The sequence below is a fragment of the Microbacterium sp. Y356 genome (assembly GCF_059445355.1).
In genome coordinates this window covers 2370965-2391765 of record NZ_JCAIUE010000001.1, presented here as the reverse complement: position 1 = coordinate 2391765, position 20801 = coordinate 2370965, and the positions used below count along the sequence as shown (strand labels likewise).

The window sequence follows — 20801 nt, the reverse complement described above, 5'->3', positions numbered from 1 at the left end:
CACGCATTGCTCGGCTGACCCACGGTAGGCCGAGCAATGCGCCGTGTTACATGCCCTGCCGCAACGACTCGTGTGGTTTCCATAGAGCTAGAAGCTCTGCTGTCGATACCAATCGATGACGAGACGTGCGAGCGCGATGCGGGCGGTCAGAAAATACGAGTCTGCCTCGAGAACGACCTCAGTGAAGTTCCGCGCCCCAGCGGCGCGCATCGAGTCCACGATGGGCTGGTGCGTTCCTGCCAGATGCTCAGGGTCGGCTGACGCACCGACGAGCAGCACATTCTTATCCACAAGCTCGGTAGCGCGTCTCACAATACTCACGCGATCAAACTCCGCTGGGGTCATGTTCGCCATATTGTGAGCATGGTCGACACGGCCGGCCGTGATTTCCTTGTCTCTGGCGAAGAATGCGATGGCCGACCTCTCGGCAGCCCCACCGATCCCGTGGTTGATGTGATCGGGCATGCCGCGGAAATGGTCCAGATTTGCCGGGGTGATCGCGACGACAGAGTTCAGATGCGGGTTCTCTGCCGCAGCGATCATGCCGGCGGTGCCGCCACCACCGCTCTTGCCGATCAGGCCGATCCGGTCGGGGTCGACCCAGTAGGGCCGCTCACGAACCCCGTAACCCTGGTGCGCGCCACCGTTGGATCTCAGGAACTCGACTGCCGCATGGATGTCATCGATGGTGGATGCGGGCGAGTTGGTCGAGGGAATGCGATCCCACATGCCGCGAGGATGAATTTTCATGACATGGATGCCGGACGAGATCAGCGGAGTGATGAGGCTCTCGAAACTGTCACCCCCGTTCTTCTGCGGCGGGATGATGACGCAACCTCGCGCCTCCTTCCCCGCGGCGAGCCATATGAACGCTTGGACCGGCTCACCCGCACTCATGTAGTGCATCGGGAAGTGCCCAAGAGGGTACGCCGGGTCGTACACGGGGTAATCGTTCACCGTAAAATCCATATTGCGGAAGGGTTCTGTCATCATTTTCCTCCAGCACGGCTTCGATCAGCCGAGCGTCTCATGTCGTTGTGACAACAGCCGGCTATGACGCGGCCTTCACACGAGGAAGAACCTCGTTGACTAAACGGTCGTACGTGTCGGGGTGATCCTTGGACACACCGAGGTTAAACCGGTCGAGCCCCAGGGCAATGAGCTCGTTGAGCCGCTCGACGCACGTGTCCACGCTGCCGACGATCGCATACTGGTCGACGAACTCGTCATCGACCACCCTTGACTGGGGGCCGTCGCCGCCGTGATTGTTCATGTCATAGACCTCGGCGATCTTAAGCATCGTCTCGCGTTGCTTCGCAGTAGCCGGGCCGACGACCTTCTTATTCATGACAGAGAACCGCGCTGTCGTTGCGACAGTGGAACGCGCCATATCTCGGGCGATTCGCACGTCGTCGTGAGGAATGACCACGACGACACAACCCACGCTGACCTCGCGCCCGGCTTCAGCTGCTGCGGTGCGCGCGAGGTCGATCCCCCACGCCAACCGGTTGACTTCCGCGGTGAGGCCCAGCACGACACGGTCCGCCGTGCGTGCGGATGCGGCGATCGCCCGAGGCCCGGTGGCATACGCATCGACAGGAACCTTGGGCAGGTCGTAGCCCGGGAGCCACTTCAGCGAGCTGCCAGCAGGCGCGGATCCGACTGCGAGATTTTCGAAGCCCCGCTTCACATCGACGAGCATCGCGCTGGCCACCTCCATGGGAACCTGCTCGCCGCGGAGATACGTCTGGAGCACAGACAGGTAGTGCTCGAAAGTTGAGATGTTCTGGGGCGAAGCCCCGATGTATGCGAGGGCCGAGTCGCCTCGTCCGACGCCGACAACCGCCCGACCTCCGGAGATCAACTGCAAAGTCGCGGCTGCGGATGCGGTGATCGACGGATGTCGAGTTGCGAGGTTGGTCACGCCGGGAGCAAGCTTGACCCGCTTGGTCGCCGTGGCCGCCAACGTGAGGAACGACCAGCCATCCGGAAACATACTCTGAGAGTCGTACGCCAATAGGCCGTCCCAGCCATCCGTCTCAAGCTGCTCGGCCCGCGCAGCCGCGTCGCGCGGGTCGCTGACGCCGATGCCGGTCCAAAACTCCACGCTTGAACTCATTTGCTGCCTCCTTGGCGCAACGCCGTCTTGGATCGCTGTGTGTTTCCTCGTCGAGCCCTGCGCTGGTCAGCCATCGGCATGCTCGAGCCGGGTGATGTCAGGGACGCCCTCCGGCGTCACGAAGTGGCATGAGACGCCCTGCCCCGGCGTCTTGCGCTCGAGCAACGCGGGCACCTTCTCGGCGCAGATGTCCTGCGCGATCGGGCACCGCGTGTGGAACGTGCATCCACTCGGCGGGTTGGCTGGGTTGGGAAGCTCTCCCTTGAGCACGATGCGCTGGCGACGCCGTTGCTGCTCCGGATCGGGGACGGGAGCCGCGGACAGAAGCGACTGAGTATAAGGGTGCTGCGGGTCGGTGAAAAGCCTCTCGCGCGGGCCGATCTCCGCGATCTTTCCGAGGTACATCACAGCGAGACGGTCGCTGATGAACTCGACGACAGAAAGGTCATGGGTGATGAAAAGGCAAGAGAAACCCATCTCACTCTGGAGATCGAGGATCAGGTTAAGGATCGACGCCTGTACCGACACATCCAGCGCCGAGACCGGTTCGTCGGCGATGAGCAGTTCGGGTCCGATCGCAAGCGCTCGCGCCAATCCGACGCGTTGGCGCTGACCACCCGACAACTCGTGAGGGTACCGGGACGCCATGCTCCGTCGTAGGCCGCACCGTTCCATGATCTCTCCGGCGCGGCGCTCCATTTCCTTGCGGCCGGTCTTCTGCTGCCGCAGCGGCTCGGCGACGATATCGCCGATCGTCATCCGCGGATTGAGCGAGCTATAGGGGTCCTGAAACACCATCTGCACCACGCGGCGCATCGGGCGCATCTGCCGGCGAGATGCGGACGCGATCTCCACACCATTCAGGCGGACGCTTCCGCTAGTGGGCTTGACGAGGTTGGCGATGCACTTGCCCATTGTCGACTTGCCGCTGCCTGATTCGCCTACGAGGCCGACGATCTCTCCACGACCGATGGTCAGATCAACGCCATCGAGTGCTCGCACGACCTGCTTACCGACGGTGTAGTGCTTTTTAAGATCACGCACCTCAAGAATCGGATCCGCGACCTGGTCCGTTTGCGTGGCCACTTTCAGTGTGGCTTCACTGTCACTCATGGGCGGATCCTTCACGGTCTACATCGACGAGGAGCTGGGTCTGTGTCGCCGGAATCGGGTGATAACAAGCAAGGTGATGCCCGGGCTCGATCTGTTCGAATTCCGGCCGCTTCAGCCGACACATTTCCGTCGCGAGAGTGCAACGGTCATTGAACTGACACAGATCCGGATCCGAAGTAGGCAGCGGAACGAGTCCGGGGATCTCGCGCAATCGCCGCGGCCCGCCGGAGAGCGCCGCTGTCGACGGAAGAGCATCTCGCAGGCCCACGGTATAGGGGTGGCGCGGGCGCATGATGAGGTCTGTCGTCGGGGCTTCCTCGACCTTCCGACCTGAGTACATCACCGTCACACGGTCGGCGAGCTCCGAGACAACGCCAAGGTCGTGCGTGATCAAGATGACCGCCATTCCGAGGGTTTCCCGGAGTTCCTGGATCAACTCAAGAATGCCTGCCTGGATGGTGACGTCGAGCGCCGTCGTCGGCTCATCCGCAATCAGGAGCTTCGGATTGCACGCCACAGCCATTGCAATCATGACGCGCTGGCGCATACCTCCGGACATCTGGTGCGGGTAGGCATTGACTCGACTCTCGGGGTCGGAGATGCCGACGAGACGCAGCAGATCGACCGCGCGCTTGCGCGCCTCCGACTTGCTGATCGATTCGTGTCGACGGATCACTTCGACGATCTGATATCCCGTCGTATACGCGGGGTTCAAAGACGTCATGGGTTCCTGGAAGATCATCGAAATCTGGTCGCCGCGGATCCGCTGCATCTCCTCCTCACTTACCGAGGCGAGATCTCTGCCGTCGAATTCGATGCTTCCGTCGATCCGCACATGAGGAGGGTGGAGCCGTGGTATCGCCATCGCGGTCGCCGACTTCCCGCATCCCGACTCCCCGACAAGGGCCAGGATCTCACCCGGTTCCAACTCGAAGGAGATGTCCTTCACTGCGTAGACCTCGCCCCGCAAGGTTGGGAACGTAATGGCCAAGTTCTGCACGCTAAGAAGTGGCATCAGGAACTCCTCGGATCTAGGACGTCGCGAACTCCGTCTCCGAAGAGATTGAAGGCCAGCGTGGTGATGACGATCATCAAACCAGGGACGAGGGACAACCAGAGCGCTGTGCTCAGGTACGGCTGAGCAGCTGTGAGCATCACGCCCCACGAGGAGTTGGGCGGCGGCACACCGAGCCCCAGGAAGCTGAGCGCAGCCTCGCCGATGATCGCACCAGGAATGAAAATCGTCGCCTGCACGATCAGTGGATTCAGTCCATTGGGAAGGATGTAGCGGAAGAGGATTCGCGCGTCGCTCGCGCCGTCCGCGACCGCCCCGGAAACGTAGTCCATCTCTCGCAACGACATGACTTCGCCGCGCGTCACTCTGATCACCGACGGAGTGAAAGCCACACCGAGCGCAATGATGACATTGAAGAGCGAGGGTCCGAAGACGGCGGCCAGCAGGACCGCGAAGATCAGGAAGGGGAACGCCAGCACAAGGTCGGTTGCCCGAGACAGTACAGAGTCCAGCCATCCGCGGTAGTAGCCCGAAAGCAACCCGAGGGGAACTCCGATGGCCATCGCCATGGCAGTCGAACCGAGTCCCGCGATGAGGGAGACCCTCGCACCGTGTGCAGACCGAGCCAGGACGTCTCTACCCAATTGATCGGTGCCGAGCAGATGTTCGACGGAGGGTGGCATCAGCATCGCCGCGTAATCCTGCTTGTTGGGATCCAGAGTGAAGAACGGACCCAGCAGGGCGAAGAGCACGAAGGCGACGACAAAGACCATCGCAACGCCGACGATCTTTCGCTGCCCCAGCTGCTTGCGAAGAATGGCGAAGCGCGAGACACCTCCTTCACCCGGGTCTGGTGCGGGACTCTGAACCGGCACCGTATCCGTCGGTTCCACGAGGAACTTGCCTGGATGCGTCATTCGCTCACTCCTGCCAGTCGCACGCGGGGGTTGGCCACCGCGTAGAGGATGTCGATCGCGAGGTTGATGACGACGTAGGCGCTGACCGTGATGAGGACGGTGGCCTGCACCACGGCGTAATCGCGAGCGCTGATCGAATCGATGATCAACTTCCCCAGTCCAGGAAGCACGAACACAGTCTCGACGATGACGGCGCCACTGATGAGAGCGCCCAATTGCAGACCCAAAACGGTGATGACTGTCGTCATGCTGTTTCTTGAGGCATGCCGAATCTGTGTTCGCCGGCGGAGCCCTTTGGCCTTAGCCGTTCTGACGTAGTCCTCTCCCAGCTGGCCCAGGAGGCCGGAGCGCGTCTGACGCATGAGAACGGCCGCGAGGCCTGTGCCCAACGCAAACGCCGGCATGATAATCGACCGCAGCCAGTCGACAGGGCTCTCTGAGAAGGGGACCAAGCCTGAAGCGGGGAGCCAACCGAGCGTGAGCGAGAACAGCAGGATCAGGAGCATGCCCAGCCAGAAGTGAGGAATCGAGAGTCCGAGGAGGCTGACAATCGACGCGCCGAAGTCGAGGGGGCTGCCCTTCTTGGACGCCGAGATGATGCCAGCCGGGATGCCTAGTGCGACGCCGATGAGAATGGCCACCGCGGCGAGTTGCAACGTGACGGGCACCCGCAGCGCGAGCAGATCGGCGACTGGTGCGCGAGCAAGGGTCGAGGTGCCGAGGTCGCCACTGAGCAAACTTGTCAGATACGTCCAGAACTGCACCGGGAGCGGCTGGTCGAGCCCGAGGCGCCGATTGATCTCTTCGATCATCTCCGGGGTCGCGGACTCACCACCAGCGAGCGCGAAAGCGGGTCCGCCAGGTAGCGCTCGCATGGCCAGGAATACTAATACCGCCGCGAAGAACATCACGACGAGCGCCGCAAGCAATCGTCTCAGGATGAACCTGACCACACTGTCTCCGATTCGTTCGCATCGGGGGATATCTTCACGTTTGCTGCACGCGACATCCCCGTTTGGTCGTCTCCGACCTCCGGCAAGCAACGTGCAAAGCTCACGACGAAATCTCCCTTGATTGTCATACTCGGTAGCCGAGATTAACCCGCTGCCGCGCGGGATGAAGCTGTACTGAAGCTAACCCCACGAATGTTAGCTTGTCAACTAGCAACAGGCGGGATTTGCGGATCAAAATAATTAGCTAGTTGACAATCTATTCATGCTATCGTGTCGCATGGGTGATTCAAGCCCAGCGCGGGGTGCAGGCAGCACCGAAATAGACAGCACAGGAAATGGGCAATTGAGCCCACCCGAGCCATAGGGCGGCAACGCAGCCGAACATGCTGTGCACCTTTCAGTAAAAGTCGATCATCAATCCTGTTACGAGGCAAACTATGAAACACAACGGTGTGAAGATTCTCACGACGGTGGCCGCGGTGGCCCTGCTCGCCGGCTGCACAGGAGGAACGGGCGCCAGCCCATCCCCGACTGGACCGTCGACGGAATCCGTGACCTTCGTCGAAGGTGGCAATGCGGCGATCGCATTAAACAACGGCATCCAGAGCCCTTTGGATCCCCTGCAGGCGAGCGGGCAGTCCGTCCGTCAGGTTATGGACCCAATTTGCGAGCGCCTCTATGAAGAGATGCCTGACGGCTCGGCGGCACCCATGCTGGCCACCGAGTTGCCCAAGGTTTCGGAAGATGGACTGACACTCACGGTGCCGCTGCGTGAAGGAGTCGTCTTCAACGACGGTACGCCCTTCAACGCGGAGGCGGTCAAGTTCAACCTGGACCGCGCCCTGACTGACCCACTATCGGTCCGCACCGTGGCCAAGGAGTACTTCCAGTCGGTCGAGATTGTCGACGAGCACACCTTCGCCATCAGCCTGACGCAGCAGTATAGCCCGATCATTGCCGAGCTGACCGACTTCACCGGCATGATGGCATCGCCTGCGGCTGTGGAGGCTGCGGGCGACAAGTTCGCGGACGCTCCGGTGTGCGTGGGACCCTTCCAATTCGACAGCAGCGTGCCTGGCGAGAGCGTCACGATCACGAAATCGGACGTGTACTACGACAAAGACCTCGTCAACCTTGACTCCGTCACCTTCAATATCGTCGTCGACTTCACTGCCAAGGAGACGAACATCGAGTCCGGCGATCTTCAGTTTGGGAGCGTCGGGAGCGCCTTCTACGAGCGCATGCAAGACTCCGACAAGGTGCACGCGAACGTGACTGTTCGCCCAGGTGCGACCGGCTTCTCATTCAACCTCGGCAATGTAGCGGGGGTTACGGAACCCTACGCTGAGGCCGACAACATCATGGCGCAGCACCCCGAGCTTCGTGAAGCGTTCACACTGGCGATCAACCGCGAGGCCCTGGCGATTGCGACGCAGGGCGCGGGTGCCCCGACCACGTGCACGCCCATCCCGGCGGACAGCGCATACGCGGCGGAGATCGAGTGCACTCCGTATGACGTAGAGAAGGCGAAGAAGCTGGTCGAGGAGTCCGGCGTTCCCACGCCGATCAAGCTCAAGTTCACCGTCCCGACGTACGCGTGGGTGGCCAAGGGCGCCGAGGTCATCCAAGCAATGGTCAAGGAGGTCGGCTTCGACGTGGAGATCGTGACTCAGGAGCCCCTTTCGGTCTTCAACGATCTCCGCTCAGGCAACTTCGAGTTGGCCACCATGCCGATGGCGCCGACGAACGCGGATCCCGTGTTCGCGACTCCCTACTGGCACGGTGCGCCGGAGAACTGGGCGGGCTACACCGACCCCGAGGTCGAGGCTTGGCTCAAGGCCGCGCGAGAGACGTTCGATGTCGAGGAGCGCACTGAGCTGTACGAGAAGGCTGTGGAGAAGTACAACTCCGCATACGCGTACGTCATCACCGGTGGCCTGATCACCCACTGGGCAACTTCAGGAGACTTCGTTTCGCCGCTGGGCATCAGCCCGGCCGCGAACATCTACCTGAAGGAAGCGGGATTCATCACGAAGTAGGCGCGTTCACGCGTCGACAAGGGGTGTCCGGGCTCACGCCTGGGCACCCCTTCGCTCTCAACAAAAAATGTGGTTGACAATCTATGTTTGCCTCGAGAGGATGACATCAGGCGGCCAGCTGGCGTTCAACGATGAACGGAAGGATGCGAGTACATGAGTGGTAGCTATCAGAAGACGGACCTCGTCAGAGGCACCGTCGCCGAGGGGTTCGAGCGAGTGAAGGCGACGTTCGAGGAGAACTTCTCCGAGCGAGGCGATCTCGGCGCGAGTTTCGCCGTGCGGCAGCACGGCAAGCCGGTCGTGGACCTGTGGGGCGGCGTCGCAGATCCCGAGACCGGACGTGCATGGGAGCGCGACACCGTCTCTGGTCTCATGTCCGGGACCAAGGGAATGGCCGCGCTGTGCGTGCTCGCACTCTATGATCGAGGCCTTTTCGAGCTGGATTCGCCGATGTCGGAGATCTGGCCCGGCTTCGGAAGCGGCCACGGGTACACGGTGACGGTCCGCCATGTTCTCACCCACACCGCGGGACTGCAGGCACTCCGCGATGGCGCGGGACACGACGAGCTCGTCGATCTGGATCACATGATCGAGCGGATCGCTCAGGAGAAGCCATTCTGGGAGCCCGGTACCGTCGTGTCATATCACGCCATCACGGCCGGGTGGCTGGCCGCGGGGATCGTCAAGCATCTCGACGGGCGGAGCATTGACGTGTTCTTCGAGGAAGAGTTCGCCACACCGCTCGGTCTTGACGCCTGGCTTGCATTTCCTACGGAACAGTTCGATCGCCATGCGCCACTTCGGCACGGAGCGACGTGGCCCACCGGTGGACTCTACCGAGCCGAGGATTCCCCCGACCCCGAACTCTTCCGAGCAATGTCTCGGACCATCGACCTCCACCACGGGTTCGATACCGAGCGCTACCCCATCTTCTGGAACGAGCCGTCGATCCTCCGCGCCGTTCTGCCTGCTGGCGGAGGCGTATCGAACGCACGGTCCATGGCACGGATGTATGACGTGCTCGCCCTGGGCGGGACGGTCGACGGACGCGAATTCTTCTCGGCAGAGACCGCCGCAGATGCTGTCGCGCACTCGATCCCCGGCCGGGACTGGACGAGCCAGAAGCCGCGGCGGTGGTCCTTCGGTTTCATGCTCGACTTCATGCGGCCAGCCGGTGACCCTACCATCGTGGATCCTGGGCACCCGGGTGCCGGCGGCTCTCTCCATGGCGCATGGCCGGAACTCGGAATCTCGTTCTCGTACGTCATGAATGAGATGCGGGCGACGGAAGGAGATGAGCGCGGACAGCTTCTTCTGGATGCGGTGCACACATCTATCAGCTAGACGACCGACGCCTGCGGAAGCCCTGCGGTGATGCTCTGCCTGACCAGGCGGGAGATCCGGGATACGGAGCCAGGCCGATCGGACGGAACATGCGTGGTCTGTCGATCTTGGACCGACTCCACGTGACCTCATGAGTCAGCTCACCGAACGCCAACGATGGCGTGCGTTCTGGATTTGCGCCGCGGTCGGTGCGCTCACGATTCTCGACATGTCGAAGCTGAATGTCGCCCTGCCCTCGATCGAGACCGGGTTGGCCGCGTCGTCTACCACACTGCAATTGATCATCTCTGGCTATGTGTTGACCTTCGGCCTGGTCATCGTGCCGATGGGAAGACTCGGTGACCAGCGTTCGCGCCGCACCCTCCTTCTTCTTGGTCTTGCGCTGTTCACCGTTATGAGCTTCATATGCGGCATAGCGACCACGAGCGAAATGCTCCTCATCGGACGTCTACTGCAGGGAGTCGCGGCAGGTATGCAAATGCCACAAGTGATCGGCTTCATCCAGGAACTGTTTCAAGGAACCCAACGCGGTCGCGCGTTCGGTATGTTCGGTGCCACTGTGGGCGTTGCAACCGCCTTCGGTCCCACCATCGGCGGCCTGCTGATCGAACTGGGTGGCCCGACCGATGGCTGGCGATGGATCTTCTGGATGAACGTGCCGTTGTGCCTGATCGCGATCTTTCTCGCGGTCCGCTTGTTGCCGAGAAGCCGGTGGACCTCGGCGAAGAAGCTCGCGTTGGATCCCCTCGGCGTGATTCTCCTCGGGCTCACGGTGGTTGCGCTCATGTGGCCGTTTCTTTTCACAACCGGCTCGTCGACCGATGACCCACGGCGTTGGTGGCTGCTCGTCCTATTCGTGCTCTTCGCTGCGGCGTTCGTCGCCTGGGAGCGCATATATCAGGCGCACGGACGAGCGCCGCTCATGCCGTTGCGGCTATTCCGGATATCGTCGTTCCGCAATGGCACTCTCATACAGACCGCCGTCAACACTGCCCTGCAGCCGACGTTCCTGCTGACGGCGCTTTTCTTGCAGATGGGCCTCGGCATCTCCCCGGTCTACGCAGGAATGGTGTCGATTGGCGCCGCGCTGGCGAGCTCCATCTCCTCGTGGATAGGGGGACGCCTCGTCATTCGCTATGGCCGCCGTCTCGTAGGATGCGGTCTGGCAGCGATGCTCCTGGGTGTCATTGGTCTGACCGCGGTGGCCGTCACTGCGCCATCGGGCTGGGTTCCCTGGATCATGGCCGTGATCATGACCTTTTCAGGATTCGGCATCGGTCTCGTGATCTCACCCAATCAGACCCTCTCGCTCGAGGAAATTCCGGTCGAGCACGGCGGACTCGCCGGGTCCGTCGGTCAGCTCGGCCAGCGCATCGGGAACTCGATCGGCATAGCAGTGGCGTTGTCCGTGTTCTATGCGACGATCTACAGTGACGAGGCGAGCGGGGCCTCGGTCGATGTCGTCTATCGCAACGCGTACGCCTACGCCATGATCGCCGTCGCCTGCTTCGTCGCCGTGGGATTCCTCATCGCGATCATCGACGCCAGTATCGGGCGCCGGCGCCGGCCGACGGGCGAGGTTACGGATACGTCTTAGCCTCGATCCACCGATGAGCGAAGGCGGGGCTCTGCGAGCACGTGCCACCGCCGATGGCTCTGCCGGCTGACGAAGAACCCGGATCTCACGACTCGCGGGGTCGCTCACTCACCTTCGCGACGATCGGCGGCTGCCGGGTGTTCCGGGCGGGACAATCCCAGGCTCTCCCGGAACGTGTTGCCGGTGTACTCGGTGTGGAAGAGGCCGCGGCGCTGAAGTTCCGGGACGACAAGCTCGTTGAAGTCCCACATGCCCGAAGGCAATGGGAAGAACAGCATGAATCCGTCGGTGGCTCCGGACCTGAACCACTCCTCCATCTTTTCCACAACCTGAACGGGATCACCGTGGATCTTCACGGCTGAGCGGGACATGAAGCGCTTGTACACTTCACGAACCGTCATCGGCCCTTCCTGAAGCCATCCTCGGATTACGGAATCACCCGACTTACTGGAGTTGGCCTCCGCCGGGAGGTGATCGACGGTGAGGAGATCATCGACGTCGAGATGGGTGATGTCTGCCTCAATGTCCTCAGACACCTTGTCCTTGATCGCATCCGGATGGACCATCGCATCCAAGCGTGCAATCGCTTCGTCCGCTTCGGCAGCCGTCTTCTTGACGACTATGTCGAATGCGCAGCAGATCTTGACATCCGATGCCGCCCGACCGTGCTCGACCGCCAACTCCCGAACCTTGTTCGAGAAGTTCTGCATGTCCTCGAGCTTCTCGTGGATGCAGAAGATCACGTCCGCTACGCGCGCACCGAGCTTCATTCCCGTGGGCGAAGCACCGGCTTGGAACATCACGGGATGCCCCTGAGGGGGTCGCGAGATGTTGAGCGGGCCCCGAACCTTGAACTGCTCGCTCTCATAGTTGGTGATGTGGAGCTTCTTCGGGTCGAAGTAGCGGCCAGACTCGGCGTCCCGGATGATCGCGTCATCCTCGTAACTGTCCCACAGCTGCTTGACGACGTCTACGAACTCCTCGCCGACCTGGTAGCGCAGCTCGTGCGGAATCTCTTTGTCGAGGCCGTAGTTCCATGCGGCCGTAGGAGAGCGCGTGGTGACGATGTTCCACCCTGCGCGACCCCCGCTGATGTGGTCGAGCGCCGCGAACTGCCGGGAAAGATTATACGGCTCGGTGAAGCTCGTCGATCCCGTGCCGACGAGCCCGATCTTCGAGGTGACAGATGACAGCGCTGACATCAACGGGATCGGCTCGAGGATCACGTTGTAGTACGTGTTGAGGGCGATTCGCTCCGGAGTTCCAGTGCGTACCGAGGGCCAGTCCGGCTGGAAGACGAAGTGCAACTTCGCTCGCTCCGCTTCCTGGGCCATCGCCTTGAAACGCTCAAAGCTGGTAATTGGATCCTCTTCGGTATGGATATCCATCCACGCGGACGGATGCGCCCCAGTGGGATGGAACAGCCATCCGAGAATCATCTCACGGTCGCTGGATTCGCCGGTCATCATCGTCCTCCCAAAACAGAAATAGTTTGTTGCATAGCTAATATATGTCTATTATGGCCAGTATGTCGACCTCCTTCCCCGCCGTGGACCCTCGTCAGTTCCGCAACGTGCTCGGGCACTTCCCGACCGGCGTCGCAGTGATAACGGCCATGGACGCGGACGGTCGACCGATCGGTATGGCCGTGAGTTCGTTCACGTCCGTCTCGCTCGACCCACCGCTGGTCGCTTTTCTTCCTGATAAGAACTCGTCCACATTCCCCAAGATCCGGGAGGCCGCATCCTTCTGCGTGAACGTGCTCGCCGCTACGCAAGAGGCGGCATGCCGCGCGTTCGCCAGCAGGGGTACCGACAAATTCGCCGGCATCGACTGGCATCCCGCACCCTCCGGAGCACCGATCGTAGACGGCGTCGTCGCATGGATCGATTGCACGCTCGAGGACGTGCACGAAGCGGGTGATCACTACATCGCGCTCGGCCGAGTCCAGGAGCTTGATATTGCCAACCCGACGCTGCCCCTGCTGTTTTTCCAGGGCGGTTACGGTGCTTTCGCCCTGAGCTCGCTTCTGGCCGGTGCGGGAGAAGCGCGTAACGAGCAGATCGTACTCGCCAGCCGGGTTCGGGCGGAAGCCGAGCACTTGGCGCAAACCGTCGGTGTCGAAGTCCAAATCTATGGTCCGGCCGGTGACAGTGTGGTCCTCCTGGCGTCGGCCACCCCCACGCAGACGTCAGTGCCCTCGCGGGTAGGAATCCAGCTCCCTCTCGCGCCACCCCGGGGGCGGCTCTTCGTCGCGTGGGAGGAACGCGAGGTCATCGAAGCCTGGTACGCCCGGACTCCGAATCATTCCGATGCCGGTGCAGTGGAGCAGATGGAGCGTTCGCTGGAATCGGCACGGGCCCACGGCTGGGTGCCGAACTTCCATTCCGACGCGCTAGACGAAGTCTGGGAGACCATGGCAAAGATCGCCGAGTTCGGACAGACGCCGGGGCTCGATCGCAGCCTCGCACAGGCCATCGCGAATCTGGGTGCGCTCCCTAACCCGTCCGACATCAACAGCGATACCGCAGGGAAGGTGCAGGCGCTGTCCGCGCCCATCTTCGGCGCGGACGCAAAAGTTTCCTTGATGTTCACGCTCGCCGACATCCCGCTGGGCACCGAACTGGGTCGGGTCAATTTCATGACAGACGAGCTGGTGGCATCCGCGCAGCGTGCCACGGCGACGATCAGTGACGTCGACGCGATCAGTTGATTCGACCCACTCACACGAGCAGGGCCCGGCAGGGTGGGCTTCCCACCTACCGGGCCCGAAGCCTCAACCAACCTCGTCCTTGTCAGGCTGAGGCGTTCACAACGCAACCGTACAGAGCGTCGACGAGTGCAGCAGGACGCGCATCCATCACAACTGGGGCGCCGTCCTCAAATGGACCCAGCCTCATCTGCGTCATCGCATACGAGTAGGCCGCTCCGAGCTCCGGCCATGCCGCGTGCTCCGATCCGCCCGCGCCGGGGTGACCGAGAGTTGTGACCTGCGGGTTGCTCGGCGGGTCGAGCGAGACTATGAAGCCAAATCCGCGCTTCCACTGCCGCCGGATCGCCTGATCGAGCCCTTCCGCCAAGACTTTCGCTGCCTGGGCAGCCGTCTCCTCCGAGAAGTATTGGCGGCCGTCGACAGTCCCGCCCAGCGCAAGCAACTCGTAGAGGCGTGCCATCGCTCGCGCGCTGGCGACTCCGGTCGCCCCTGGAATCTCGGCTCGAAGAGCAGTCAGATCATTGAACGGATAGAGATTGTCCGGCTCCAGGGTGTACCAGGAGTCACCGTGCAACGGGGCCAGTCGGGCCCCCTCTTCTGACGGAAAGCCAATCCACGCGTCGATCCCCAGGGGCGCTGCGAACTCCTCTGCGAAGAAGCGTCCGATGCTGCGACCGTCTATGTGCTTGACGATGCCCGCGGCGAGGCTGCCGAACGTCAATCCGTGGTATGCGAAAGCGGTTCCCGGCGTGGCGAACGGTTCATCCGTCGCAACGCGTCGCATCATTCCCTCACTGTCCACGAAGTCCGCGAATGTCACCGGCTCTCGCGTCATGTGAAGGCCGGCCGTGTGGGCGACGACGTGTCGCACAGTCACCTGCTCTTTATACGCCGCCCCGAAGCCGGGCCAGAAGTCGGCGAGCGGGGTATCGAGCCCGAACAAGCCGCGATCGTAGAGGAGCATCAGGCAGAAATTGCTCATCCCCTTGGTCCCTGAGTTGACTACCGACACCGTGTCTCGGTCCCACGCCCTCCCGGTGTCCGGGTCAGCGATCCCTCCCCAAAGGTCGACGACGAGTTCTCCGCGATGCGTCGCTGCGAAGGCCGCGCCGGCGTCGCCTCTTACTCGAAAGTTCTCTTCGAACACCTCACGGACGTGCTCGAACCCAACTGCCACATTCCCATGCATCTGACCCATCAGCTCTCCTTACGTTCTCGACCATTTCCGCATTGCGGGGTCTGCGTGCTCGTCCACTACTCGTACGGCAGCGTGGGTGGCCCCCGCAGTGTGGCCACCCACGCTGGCGCGTGGCTGATCAGGGGAGCTTGGTGAATCCCGCTTCCTTGAGGTAGACGTTCGCACTCGGGCTGATGCCCTGCGGGGTGACGAAGTTGCTGGGCGTGGCCCAGTGCGTGACAAGCCCCGCGGTCATGACATAGATGTGCTCCTTGTTGTACTTCTCCAGCGCCTTCTTGTAGAGCTCGGTGCGCTCCTCCTCATCGAACGTCTCGCGCGCAGCTGCGATCCAGCCGTCCACTTCTGGATCGGAGTAGCCGCCCCAGTTCGTCGGCTTCCCGGTCTCGAAGAACATCACATGGCTGGGGTCGGCGACCGTCGCGGCCATCGGCATCGCCGCCAGCACGAAGTTGCCTGAGCGAAGGTCATCAAATACCGACAGCGCCTCCTGCGTGACTATCTCCACGTCGAAGCCGGCTTCCTTGACCATTGCTTGGATTACCTCGGCACCCTTGGACACCCAAGCGTAGGTCGGTACTTTGAACTTCAGCTTGATCGGCGTGGGCACACCAGACTCCTCGACAAGCTTCTTCGCCTTATCAAGGTTGAACGGCGTGCACTCGATCTCCGACGCGAACGGACTCATCGGCGGAATCGGCGTGCAGCCCGCCGGGGCGTCCCCGCCCTGTGTCGCCTGAGTCAGCGCAGCCGCGTCGATTGCCAACGCGAACGCCTCGCGAAGCTCGGGGTGCTGGGCCATGATATTGTCTGCTTCGCGGTATGGCTCGCTCACGCCCGCCACGTTTCCGACGTTGAACGTGAACAGCGTGCCACCCGGACGCGGAGTCATGTAGGCGTCGACCGAGTCGGACCCCTTCATCCGCTCGTAGAATGCATCACCGATGGCCGCGAACTGGATGTCACCGGACTCGACGTTGTTCTCCTTCGCCTGGAAGTCCTGGATGACCTTGAAGGTGACCTCGTCGAGGTTGACCTTGTCCTTGTCGTAATAGAGGTCAGACTTCGTCACCACCGTCGAATCGCCTGGCGTGCGACTGGTCCATTCGAAGGGCCCTACGCACACCGGAGCGTTAACGAAGTTTTCGCCCTCTTCCTTGAGTGCGGTGGGCGAGGCGATCATTCCGGTGAAGTCCGTCAGTTCCGCGATGATCGGACTGTACGCGCGAGTGAGGTTGATGGTGACGGTGAGTTCGTCGACCACTTCGACCGACTCTATGTAATCTTTTGCGATTTGACGGACCGATAGGGGGTCATTCACTGCGCGGTCGAGGTTATGCTTCACGGCCTCGGCATCGAACGGTGTCCCGTCGTTGAAGACGACTCCTTCGCGCAATGGCACAGTGAGCGTCAGCCCATCTTCCGAGACATCGGGCATCTCGGTCGCGAGCATCGGCACGGCTGACCCGTCCGACAGCTCCTCGTACAACCGCTCGCAGATCGGGTCCATGATCTGTCGGAGCGCCTGATCGTTGGTGCCTTGCGCAGGATCAAAGGGACTTTGCGTATCGTTATTCAACGCGATCACCGCGTGTCCACCCTTGACGATGGCACCCGCGTCCGCGGATGGCTCGGGTGCCGGACCGTCGCCTCCCCCGCCGCCACTTGCGCAACCCACCAACAACCCCGCGGCCACGATCGCGACAAGATACTTCACGCCTTTGTGCTTCATCTCTTTGCCTCATAACTGTTCACTTGGAAGGCGGCACCTCCTCGCGCGGCAGCGATCCCCCGCGTCACACGCGAGCTTCGCTGCTCACGGTCTGGCCTCGAAATACAGTCTTCGAGCCTCCGCCTCAGAAACCACAATGGCCTCTGACGCTGACGCTAGTAGGCGCTTGTTGGACTGTCAACTATTTTTATGACACCCTTCATCAATTCGTTACCCACTTCACGGGTACAATCCGATCCTGACCCGACCGCTGGATGTCCGCGCTAGCTCCCCGGAAGTCGTGACGCGGCATCCAGACGGATCGTCTCGCCCATGAGCATCGGATTCTCAATGATCTGAGCGGCCAGGAGACCGAACTCGTCTGGTCGTCCGAACCTGTTGGGGTGCGGAATCGAGCTGGAGAATCGGTCGAAGGTCGCGGCGGGAAGCCAGGTATCGAAAAGACCCGGTGCGATGGTGCACACTCGGATCTGACGACTCGCGAGATCGCGGGCGGCGACCAGCGTCAGGCCCACGATGCCCGCCTTCGACGCCGCGTACGATACTTGCCCGATCTTGCTCTCGTACGCGGCGATCGAGGAAGTGAGTACACACACTCCTCCTTCGCCGTCTTCCGGGCCGTTGGCTGCCATTGCCTCGTCCGCGAACCGCAGCACATTAAAGGTGAAATTGGACAGCGGCTCGGCGGAACCGTCCGCCTAAAGCACGCCACTGCGACCGGGGCCGCCCGCGCAGTGGACCACGGCACGAATCGAACCGGGAGCGGCGGCAAGTCCCGCGCGCCTGGTCTCGTCCGTGATGTCGGTGGGCACGAACACGCCCCTGATCTCGACCGCCGCCGCATCACCCTGCGACGAGGCGAGGTCGAGGATCGTCACCCGAGCGCCCTGAGATGCAAGCCGCTTCGCGGTGGCAAAACCCAGGCCGGACGCCCCACCGGTCACGATCGTGGGATGAACCGCTGATTCTCATCTGCGAAATCCTTTCGTTTTCATGCAAGAGTTCATGCTCGTAGGAGACAGAGGTGCCGCCAGGTGTCGCACCTCAATCGGGTCGAGAAGGCCCCCGGGCGCGTACACGGCCCCGAGCAGGGAGACGCCCGCCGACGTCAGTCTGGGGGCGACGACGGAGAGTGTTCGCCCACGAGTGACGCACTCGGTGAACGTCGCGATCACCACCCTCCGGTCCGTCGAGCGAGCGGCCGAAACCGAGCCGCCTCGATCGGATGCGACGTGGATCCGCGGGTCAGGCACCTGCACACGCAGCAGTCCGCCAAAGCCGCGGAACTCCACCAACCCACCGTAGGAGAGGCTGCCAGTATGGGCCGGTTCAGTTTCCGTCACGGCGTCAAAGCGCCGATCGCTTCGATACATAGATCACCGAGAACGAGTCGGCGTCGTCGCCGGCGCGGACGATCGCTTCCTCGTAACCGGTGAACAACCCGATCATCTTGATCTTGAGGTGGTATTGGTGCGACCAGAGGACGGGACGAGCGGATACTCCTCGGCACCGCCCATGATCGACGCTGCCACCAGTTTGCCCTGCTCCACGGCATTCTGCAGGATTCGAGTCGGTGGCGTCGCCCGCCAGAGGGAAGTTGGTGCAGTCGCCGACAGCGTAGATGTCCGGAAGGCTGGTGCGTCCGTAAGCATCGATCTCGACGCCGTTGCCCCCAGCGCCTTCTATACGGCGGCGGCGCCATGGAAGGTGTCGCTCAGAGTCCACGACGCCACGACTACGCGGCGCAGATCTGGGCCCTTTGCTCCCTCGCGCGACGCGATGCACCTGATGACTTTCGCATCCCACCACCGTCCGAGACAGAAGTGTTCGCGACATTCACCGCCGGGGCCTCAGCGCGGTGATGACTGCATGGCTTCGAACCGATCGGCAATGCCGAAGGAGATCCTCGTCGAACAGATACTCGGGGCACTGCCCGGGTGGCTCACCACCAACGAGCCGACGGTGCGGCATCCGCGGGGAACTAGTCGGGAAGCTACTCCAGGCGCCCTTTACCGGTGACGCGTCCCGTAGCGTCGACTACTTCTGTGACGATCGCACCGTCCCGACGAGCGGCCCTCACCCAAAGCCCGTCGTCTTCGAGCAAGGGCGCGGTGAACCGGTAGCTGAAGCGCACCGGCCTACCTGAGTCGCCCCACTGCTCGATCGCCAGACCAGCCATGAGCACCGCCTGCAGCGGACCATGGACGACGAGCCCGGGGTAGCCCTCCTCGACGCGCGCGTAATCGCGATCATAATGTATGCGGTGAGCGTTATATGTAAGCGCGGAGAATCGAAATAGCACCGCTGGGTTTACTGGGAACGGCCGCTCCACATCCGTCGAGAACCCGGGCTCTGGCGGATGCGCCGCGCGCGCCCTCGTGTTCCGTTCCGCTTGATCGAGCGGAATGTAGACGATGTCTCGCTCATCGATCAGCGCCGGATGACCACCGGACGAGGCAATCGTCGTGCGGTGGGTCACAAAGTGCAGATCTCCGGAACGGCCCTCCCTGACCTTTTCGCCAACGACCTCCTGAGTTGCCGTCAAAACGTCACCGATCCGCGCACCAGGGCGCAAATTCACTCTGCCGCCAGCGAACATGCGGCGGGTGCCCGGTGGCGTGGCTGCTCCTGAAGTGGGGTGTCCGTCTGGACCGATCTCAGATCGCCGGGGTCGCGCAAGGAAGTAGAAGAAATGCCACATCAGCGGTAGCTCACGCCCGTCGACGAAACTCTCAACATCGAGATCGAAGAAGGCCGCGACGGTGCGCGCGGTTCGCGCATCAATCACATCCGTCTCGCTCAACATTCCTCGCCCTTCTTTCTGCAGTCTTCGCCTGCCGACATCGCCCGGAGATGGTCCGTCCTCAGATCCGGTAGGACTTCAGCAGGCGCCGGCCGATGATCATCTTCTGAATGTCGGACGTGCCCTCGCCGATCAGCATGAAGGCGGCCTCTCGATAGAGGCGTTCGATCTCATACTCCTTCGCATACCCGTATCCGCCATGGATTCGGAAGGCATCCTCGACGACCTCTTTGCAGTACTCCGACGCGACGAGCTTCGCCATTCCGGCGGCCACATCGTTTCGCTCCCCGTCATCCTTCTTGCGAGCGGCGCGAACGACCATCGCGTGCGCGGTCTCGACCTTCGTCGCCATCTCGGCGAGTCGGAAGAGAACCGCCTGATGCTCAGCGATCGGCTTGCCAAACGTCTCGCGCTGCTGCGCGTAGGCGATCGCCAATTGGAAGGCGCGGTGTGCGATGCCCACCGCCCGTGCACCGACGTTGACCCGTCCCACTTCGACACCATCCATCATCTGGTAGAAGCCCTCGCCCGGCACGCCGCCGAGGATACGGTCTGCCGCGATGCGGTGGCGGTCGAGGAGGAGCTCGGTGGTCTCGATTCCTTTGTAGCCCATCTTGTCGATCTTCCCAGGAACCGTTACCCCCTGCGCCATCTCACCGAAGCCGGGGTCCTTCTCCACGAGGAACGCGGTCATGTTCCGGTAAACCGAGTCCTCGCCCTCGTCGGTCTTGGCCAACACAGCGACGAGACTCGAAGTGGCGCCGTTGGTGAGCCACATTTTGTGCCCTGTGATCTCATACGACCCATCGTCCAGCCGGATCGCCTTTGTCTTGACCGCTGCGACATCCGAACCGAGTTCCGGTTCAGACATCGAGAACGCGCCGCGTACCTCGCCTAAGGCCATGCGAGGCAAGTACCGGGCCTTCTGTTCCTCGGTTCCATGCGACTGCAGCATGTGAGCGACGATGAAGTGCGTGTTGATGACACCGGACACGCTCATCCAGCCGCGGGCGATCTCCTCGACGACCAGAGCGTAGGTGAGGAGCGACTCGCCGAGTCCTCCGTACTCCGGGGCAATCGTCAGTCCGAAGATGCCGAGCTCATTGAGCCCCTCGATGATGTCGGTGGGGTACTCGTCGCTGTGCTCGAGTCGGGTCGCCACGGGGATGATCTCCCTCTCGACGAATTGCCTCACGGCGGCGACAATCTCGCGCTGTTCATCAGTGAGATCGTCGGTGGCGGTCAGGCGATCCATTGACAC

Annotated in this window: 17 protein-coding genes and 1 pseudogene; 4 read left to right on the top strand and 14 right to left on the bottom strand. The window is 62.1% G+C overall.

The features are described 5' to 3' along the window. Positions 1 to 87: 87 nt before the first annotated feature. The 6 genes from AC1C2Q_RS11515 to AC1C2Q_RS11490 form a co-directional block, all read right to left on the bottom strand. The gene (locus tag AC1C2Q_RS11515) at positions 88 to 957 is read right to left on the bottom strand and encodes a poly(ethylene terephthalate) hydrolase family protein (RefSeq protein ID WP_495450216.1); all 870 of its coding nucleotides are present in this window, start codon (positions 955 to 957) and stop codon (positions 88 to 90) included. Positions 958 to 1051: 94 nt separating this feature from the next. Next, complete coding sequence (locus tag AC1C2Q_RS11510) at positions 1052 to 2119, bottom strand: LLM class flavin-dependent oxidoreductase (RefSeq protein ID WP_495450215.1); 1068 nt, start codon at positions 2117 to 2119, stop codon at positions 1052 to 1054. A 66-nt stretch (positions 2120 to 2185) separates the two neighbouring features. Further along, positions 2186 to 3232: an ABC transporter ATP-binding protein gene (locus AC1C2Q_RS11505; RefSeq protein WP_495450214.1), complete on the bottom strand. Its 1047-nt coding sequence runs from the start codon at positions 3230 to 3232 to the stop codon at positions 2186 to 2188. Continuing rightward, positions 3225 to 4247, bottom strand: a complete 1023-nt coding sequence (locus tag AC1C2Q_RS11500) for an ABC transporter ATP-binding protein (protein ID WP_495450213.1) — start codon at positions 4245 to 4247, stop codon at positions 3225 to 3227. Before AC1C2Q_RS11500 ends, AC1C2Q_RS11505 begins: the two co-directional genes overlap by 8 nt. Further along, the gene (locus tag AC1C2Q_RS11495; RefSeq protein WP_495450212.1) at positions 4247 to 5164 is read right to left on the bottom strand and encodes an ABC transporter permease; all 918 of its coding nucleotides are present in this window, start codon (positions 5162 to 5164) and stop codon (positions 4247 to 4249) included. Before AC1C2Q_RS11495 ends, AC1C2Q_RS11500 begins: the two co-directional genes overlap by 1 nt. Continuing rightward, positions 5161 to 6117, bottom strand: coding sequence for an ABC transporter permease (locus AC1C2Q_RS11490; RefSeq protein ID WP_495450211.1), 957 nt, complete (start codon positions 6115 to 6117; stop codon positions 5161 to 5163). The genes AC1C2Q_RS11495 and AC1C2Q_RS11490 overlap by 4 nt, the downstream gene beginning before the upstream one ends. A gap of 437 nt (positions 6118 to 6554) precedes the next feature. Here AC1C2Q_RS11490 and AC1C2Q_RS11485 point away from each other — a divergent pair, with 437 nt between their 5' ends. From AC1C2Q_RS11485 to AC1C2Q_RS11475, 3 genes are all read left to right on the top strand, one after another. Then, positions 6555 to 8156 carry an ABC transporter substrate-binding protein gene (locus AC1C2Q_RS11485; RefSeq protein ID WP_495450210.1) on the top strand — a complete coding sequence of 534 codons (1602 nt, stop codon included), beginning with the start codon at positions 6555 to 6557 and terminating at the stop codon, positions 8154 to 8156. A 153-nt stretch (positions 8157 to 8309) separates the two neighbouring features. Further along, complete coding sequence (locus AC1C2Q_RS11480; protein WP_495450209.1) at positions 8310 to 9500, top strand: serine hydrolase domain-containing protein; 1191 nt, start codon at positions 8310 to 8312, stop codon at positions 9498 to 9500. 130 nt (positions 9501 to 9630) lie between these two features. Continuing rightward, on the top strand, positions 9631 to 11097 hold the full coding sequence (locus AC1C2Q_RS11475; RefSeq protein WP_495450208.1) for an MFS transporter: 1467 nt from the start codon (positions 9631 to 9633) through the stop codon (positions 11095 to 11097). Positions 11098 to 11201: 104 nt separating this feature from the next. Here the strand turns inward: AC1C2Q_RS11475 and AC1C2Q_RS11470 are convergent, their stop codons facing one another. Continuing rightward, positions 11202 to 12563, bottom strand: coding sequence for an NtaA/DmoA family FMN-dependent monooxygenase (locus AC1C2Q_RS11470; RefSeq protein ID WP_495450207.1), 1362 nt, complete (start codon positions 12561 to 12563; stop codon positions 11202 to 11204). Between the two features lie 62 nt (positions 12564 to 12625). On the opposite strand from AC1C2Q_RS11470, the gene AC1C2Q_RS11465 reads away from it, so the two are divergent. Further along, on the top strand, positions 12626 to 13810 hold the full coding sequence (locus AC1C2Q_RS11465; RefSeq protein WP_495450206.1) for a flavin reductase: 1185 nt from the start codon (positions 12626 to 12628) through the stop codon (positions 13808 to 13810). An 82-nt stretch (positions 13811 to 13892) separates the two neighbouring features. Here AC1C2Q_RS11465 and AC1C2Q_RS11460 read toward each other — a convergent pair whose 3' ends face one another. The 7 genes and pseudogenes from AC1C2Q_RS11460 to AC1C2Q_RS11430 form a co-directional block, all read right to left on the bottom strand. Next, entirely contained in the window at positions 13893 to 15008 is a 1116-nt protein-coding gene (locus AC1C2Q_RS11460) for a serine hydrolase domain-containing protein (protein WP_495450205.1), read from the bottom strand. A gap of 118 nt (positions 15009 to 15126) precedes the next feature. Further along, entirely contained in the window at positions 15127 to 16737 is a 1611-nt protein-coding gene (locus AC1C2Q_RS11455; protein ID WP_495450204.1) for an ABC transporter substrate-binding protein, read from the bottom strand. A gap of 263 nt (positions 16738 to 17000) precedes the next feature. After that, a pseudogene (locus AC1C2Q_RS11450) lies at positions 17001 to 17681 on the bottom strand (SDR family NAD(P)-dependent oxidoreductase). A 24-nt stretch (positions 17682 to 17705) separates the two neighbouring features. Further along, the gene (locus AC1C2Q_RS11445; RefSeq protein WP_495450203.1) at positions 17706 to 18110 is read right to left on the bottom strand and encodes an HtaA domain-containing protein; all 405 of its coding nucleotides are present in this window, start codon (positions 18108 to 18110) and stop codon (positions 17706 to 17708) included. Next, the gene (locus AC1C2Q_RS11440) at positions 18085 to 18462 is read right to left on the bottom strand and encodes an oxidoreductase C-terminal domain-containing protein (RefSeq protein WP_495450202.1); all 378 of its coding nucleotides are present in this window, start codon (positions 18460 to 18462) and stop codon (positions 18085 to 18087) included. Before AC1C2Q_RS11440 ends, AC1C2Q_RS11445 begins: the two co-directional genes overlap by 26 nt. 268 nt (positions 18463 to 18730) lie before the next feature. After that, positions 18731 to 19543 carry a MaoC/PaaZ C-terminal domain-containing protein gene (locus AC1C2Q_RS11435; protein ID WP_495450201.1) on the bottom strand — a complete coding sequence of 271 codons (813 nt, stop codon included), beginning with the start codon at positions 19541 to 19543 and terminating at the stop codon, positions 18731 to 18733. Between the two features lie 58 nt (positions 19544 to 19601). Next, positions 19602 to 20795, bottom strand: coding sequence for an acyl-CoA dehydrogenase family protein (locus tag AC1C2Q_RS11430; RefSeq protein WP_495450200.1), 1194 nt, complete (start codon positions 20793 to 20795; stop codon positions 19602 to 19604). Between the last annotated feature and the right edge of the window lie 6 nt (positions 20796 to 20801).